This is a genomic window from uncultured Aquincola sp., from assembly GCF_964001545.1.
Lineage (GTDB): Bacteria > Pseudomonadota > Gammaproteobacteria > Burkholderiales > Burkholderiaceae_C > Aquincola.
In genome coordinates this window covers 1-4,535 of sequence record NZ_CAXFDV010000492.1, presented here as the reverse complement: position 1 = coordinate 4,535, position 4,535 = coordinate 1, and the positions used below count along the sequence as shown (strand labels likewise).

The 4,535-nt window shown below is 70.3% G+C and carries 6 protein-coding genes; 1 reads left to right on the top strand and 5 read right to left on the bottom strand.

Going from position 1 to position 4,535, the window contains the following annotated elements:
* From ABNT58_RS16800 to ABNT58_RS16780, 5 genes are all read right to left on the bottom strand, one after another.
* Positions 1-686 (bottom strand): site-specific integrase (locus tag ABNT58_RS16800; protein WP_348754593.1); only part of this gene is annotated, 686 nt, incomplete at its 3' end.
* Positions 686-1,360: a DUF484 family protein gene (locus ABNT58_RS16795; RefSeq protein ID WP_348754594.1), complete on the bottom strand. Its 675-nt coding sequence runs from the start codon at positions 1,358-1,360 to the stop codon at positions 686-688. The genes ABNT58_RS16800 and ABNT58_RS16795, both read right to left, overlap by 1 nt.
* A gap of 8 nt (positions 1,361-1,368) precedes the next feature.
* Positions 1,369-2,220, bottom strand: coding sequence for a diaminopimelate epimerase (gene dapF, locus ABNT58_RS16790; protein WP_348754592.1), 852 nt, complete (start codon positions 2,218-2,220; stop codon positions 1,369-1,371).
* Positions 2,221-2,241: 21 nt separating this feature from the next.
* Positions 2,242-3,129, bottom strand: coding sequence for a lipid A biosynthesis acyltransferase (locus ABNT58_RS16785; RefSeq protein WP_348754591.1), 888 nt, complete (start codon positions 3,127-3,129; stop codon positions 2,242-2,244).
* A gap of 5 nt (positions 3,130-3,134) precedes the next feature.
* On the bottom strand, positions 3,135-4,004 hold the full coding sequence (locus ABNT58_RS16780; RefSeq protein WP_348754590.1) for a lysophospholipid acyltransferase family protein: 870 nt from the start codon (positions 4,002-4,004) through the stop codon (positions 3,135-3,137).
* 194 nt (positions 4,005-4,198) lie between these two features.
* On the opposite strand from ABNT58_RS16780, the gene ABNT58_RS16775 reads away from it, so the two are divergent.
* A partial coding sequence (locus ABNT58_RS16775; protein WP_348754589.1) for an S-adenosylmethionine synthetase N-terminal domain-containing protein occupies positions 4,199-4,535 on the top strand: 337 nt, incomplete at its 3' end.

Genomic DNA, 4,535 nt, shown 5'->3' with positions numbered 1-4,535 from the left:
GCCGGCTCGCCGGCCTTGGCCAGCTGGCCGCGCACGGCCAGCCAGTCGTCCAGCGCCTGGCGGGCCGCGCTGCCCACCGGCACGCTGCGCCGCTTGCTGCCCTTGCCCAGCACATGGGCAGTGGCCTCGCCGCCCGGCTCGCGGTCGATCCAGCCCACCGCCTCAGCGCTGCCGGCCACGTCCAGCGCCACCAGCTCGCCCACGCGCAGGCCGCAGCCGTACAGCAGCTCGACGATGCAATGGTCGCGGGCGCGCATTGCCGGGTCTGGGGTGGTGGGCTCATGCTCGGCCAGCGCCACCGCATGGTCCACCGACAAGGCCTTGGGCAGCGGCCGGCCGGCCTTGGGCGCCCGCACGCCTTCCACCGGGTTGCTGCTGATCTTGCGGTTGTCGCCCCACCAGCGGTACAGCCCGCGCCAGGCCGCCAGCACGATGGCGATGCTGCGCGGCGCCAGGCCCTGGCCATGCAGTTGCGCTGCCCAGCGGCGCACATGGTGGCTTTGCACCTGCAGCAGCGGCACCGCGTGGGCCTGCGCGGCGCGCACCAGGCGGCGCAGCGCCTCGGTGTAGAGCGTGAGGGTGCGCGGCGCCAGGCGCCGCTCCACCTGCAGGTGCTGCAGCCAGGCCTGCAGCTCGTCAGGCAACGCAGCCTGCGGCTCGGTGGCAGGCTCGGCCGCAGCGGTCATCAGGCGGCGGGCGGCAGCAGGCGCGACAGCGCGCCGCCGGCCAGTTCGCTGATGCGGATCAGGAACTCGGTGCCCATGTCGGCGCTGTAGCGCGTGGGGTCGGGCGAGCCCAGCACCACCAGGCCGAAGGCGGTGTCGCCACGGCGCAGCGGAATGAGCGCGATCGACATCACGGTGCTGGGGTCGTCCAGCCAGCGCACCGGCTCGAAGCCGGAGTTCACGCCGCAGTAAGGCAGCGTCAGGCTGTTGGCAAAGCTGCGGGCGTCGTCGCTCACGCCCTGTGCAAACGGCTGGTCGGCGTACGCATCGGCCACGCCCCAGACCCGCACGCCGGCCTGCGGAATCAGAAACTGGTGCTTGAGCTGCTGCACCAGCACGGCGGGCAGGTCGGCCGGATCGGCGGTGTCCATCAGCGCGCGGGTCCAGCGGTGCAGCCGGTCGGCGATGGCCACGTTGTCCTGGCCGTTGCGGATCATCTCGACGATCTTGTGCTCCAGGCCCTTGATGCGGTCGCGCAGCATTTCCATCTGCCGCTCCTGCAGCGAGACGGCGCGCTGGCCGTGCGGGCTGGTGAGCTGGATGCTGGCCAGCAGCTCGGCATTGCGCTCGAAGAAGCCGGGCGTGTTGGCCAGGTAGTTGGCGATGTCGGTCTCGGTGATGCCGGACGTGCCCAGTGCGTTGCTCACAGTTCGATTTCCCCTTCGAAAACAGTCTGCGCGGGGCCGGTCATCAGCACCGGGTGGCCGGGGCCGGCCCACTCGATGGTGAGGCTGCCGCCGCGCGCTTCCACGTCCACGCGCCCGTCCAGCCAGCCCAGCAGGATGCCCGAGACCACGGCGGCGCAGGCGCCGGTGCCGCAGGCCAGCGTTTCGCCGGCGCTGCGCTCGTACACGCGCAGCCGGATGCGGCCACGGTCCACCACCTGCATGAAGCCGGCGTTCACACGCGCCGGAAAGCGCAGATGGTGCTCGATCAGCGGGCCCTGGGTGAGCACCGGTGCGCTGTCCACATCGGCCACGCGCTGCACCGCATGCGGGTTGCCCATGGACACCATGTGCAGCTCCACCGCATGGCCCTGCACCTCCACCGGCCACAGCTGGCCATGGCCTTCGGCCCGCGGCGTCAGGCCGGTGCTGTCGAACGGCAGCTGCAGCAGGTCGAACACCGGCTCGCCCATGTCCACGCTCACGCGGCCGTCGGGCTGCAGGTGCAGCTCCAGCACGCGGTTCATGGTCTCCACCTTGATGCTGGCGCGGTCGGTCAGGCCATGTTCATGCACGTAGCGCACGAAGCAGCGCGCGCCGTTGCCGCAGTGCTCCACCTCGTCGCCGGTGTTGTTGAAGATGCGGTAGCGGAAGTCGATGCCGGGCGTGCGGCTGCGTTCCACCACCAGGATCTGGTCGGCGCCCACGCCGAAGCGGCGGTCGCCCAGGCGGCGGGCGGTCTCGGGCTGCAGGTCCAGCGGCGCCTGCGTGGCGTCCAGCACCACGAAGTCATTGCCCGCGCCCTGCATCTTGGTGAACTTGAGTCGCATCGGGCGATTATCCGGCGGGCTTCAATACAAGCCGCGCTCGCCCTCGGGGCGGGTCTTGAAGCGCTTGTGCACCCACAGGTATTGCGCCGGGTTGCGCCGCACTTCGGCTTCGATCCAGCGGTTCATGCGGGTAACGTCGGCCACCGGGTCATCGGTGGGAAAGTCGGTCCACGGCGGCAAAAAGCGCACGCGGTAGCCCTGGCCGCCGGGCAGCATCTCGGCCACCACCGGCTGCACTTCCATCTTCAGCGCCCGCGCCAGCTTGGAAGGCGCCAGCAGGGTGGCGGCCGGCACGCCGAAAAAGGGCACGAAGGCCGCTTCGCGGCGGCCGAAGTCCATGTCCGGCAGGTTGAAGAAGGCAAAGCCGCGCTGGCGGATAGCGCGCATCAGCGGCAGCAGGCCTTCCTTGCGCGAGAAGATGTCGCCCTGGCCAAAGCGCACGCGGCCGCGGCGCATCGCGGCATCGAACACCGGGTTGCTTTGCGCCTGGTAGATGCTGCCCACCAGCTGCTTCTGGTACAGCTGGGTGGCTGAGCCGGCCACGTCCAGGCCCATGAAGTGCGGCACCAGCCACATCACCGGGCGCTCGCTGGTCTCGGCCAGCTGCACCTCGCCTTCCACGTGGATCAGGCGGCGCAGCCGTTCGGGCGAGGCGTACCACAGCAGGCCCCGCTCCAGCAGGCTGCGGCCCAGCCACTGGAAATGCTCGCGCACCAGCGCATGGCGCTCGGCCTCGGACTTCTCGGGAAAGCACAGCGCCACGTTGCGGCGCGCGATGCGCCGGCGCGGTTGGGCCAACGCATGCAGCAGGCGGCCGAACTGCCGGCCGATGAAGGCCTGCAGCCCCAGCGGCAGCCAGTGCAGCAGCCACAGCAGGGCCAGCAAGGCTCGGGCAGGGAGCTGTTTCATCGGGGTCAGGTGGCCAGCGTGTCGCGCGGCGTGCGGTAGCGTTGATAACCCCACAGGTACTGCGGGGGGCACTGGCGGATCAGCCGCTCCATCTCGCGGTTGACGAAGCTGGCGCAGGCCAGTTGCAGCGCTTCATCGTCGGCGGCTTCGGTGGGCATGGGCTCGGTCGGTGCGCTCACATGCAGCACCCAGCCGCGGCCGGCAGGCCGGCGCTCGGCCCACATCAGCAGCAGCGGCGCGCCGGTCTGCAGCACCAGCCGGGTGGCCAGCGTCATGGTGTAGGCGGGCTTGCCGAAGAACGGCGCCCACACGCCCATGCCTTCGGGCGGCACCTGGTCGGGCAGCAGGCCCACGGCCCCGCCCTTGCGCAGCGCGCGGATCATCTGCCGCACACCGGCCAGCGTGGCCGGCGCGGTGGCCAGGCCCGGCCGGTCGCGGGCGGTTTCTTCCAGCTCGCGCAGCCAGGGCTGGCGCGCCGGGCGGTACAGCACCGTCACCGGCTTGCGGTCGCCAAAGCGCTCGGCGTAGGCCTGGGCGCACACCTCGAAGCTGCCCATGTGCGGCGTCAGCAGCACCAGGCCCTGGCCCGACTGCAGGTGCTGCTCGATCAACTCGGCACCCTGCCATTGGCACCAGCGGCCGATGGGCCGGGCGGCCCGACCCAGCCACAGCCAGGGCAGCTCGCCCACCAGACGGCCGGCCTGGCCGATGGCGGCCCGTTGCTGCGCGGGCGTGAGGCCGGCCAGCTGCGCGTTCTCGCGGCACAGCGCGCGGTAGGACGACGAGCCCAGCCAGGCCAGCCAGCCCAGCAGCGCGCCCAAAGCCTGCAAAAGGCGCAGCGGCAGGCCTGATATCCAGCGAATGAAAGAAAGCATGGTTCCTATAATTGCCCCATCGCCGAGTTATTGAACAACTTGCGGGGCGATGCGCCAGGGCCTTCAACGCCGGGCGCCGGGTTCACGGTTCAACAGGCCGGGGGCTCAACAAATGCTGCTAAAGCGTTCGCCGCTCTCCAGAGTTTCCTGGCCGGCAACGCGCAGGAACCAACCAACTCTCGGAGTTTAAGCAAGTGGCGAATGACTTCCTCTTCACCTCGGAATCCGTTTCCGAAGGCCATCCCGACAAGGTCGCGGACCAGATCTCCGACGCCATCCTCGACGCCATCTTCGCGCAGGACCCGCTGTCCCGCGTGGCGGCCGAAACCCTGACCAACACCGGTCTGGTGGTGCTGGCCGGCGAGATCACCACCCAGGCCAACGTCGACTACATCCAGGTCGCGCGCGACACCATCAAGCGCATCGGCTACGACAACACCGAGTACGGCATCGACTACAAGGGCTGCGCCGTGCTGGTGGCCTACGACAAGCAGAGCCCGGACATCGCCCAGGGTGTGGACCGCGCCAGCG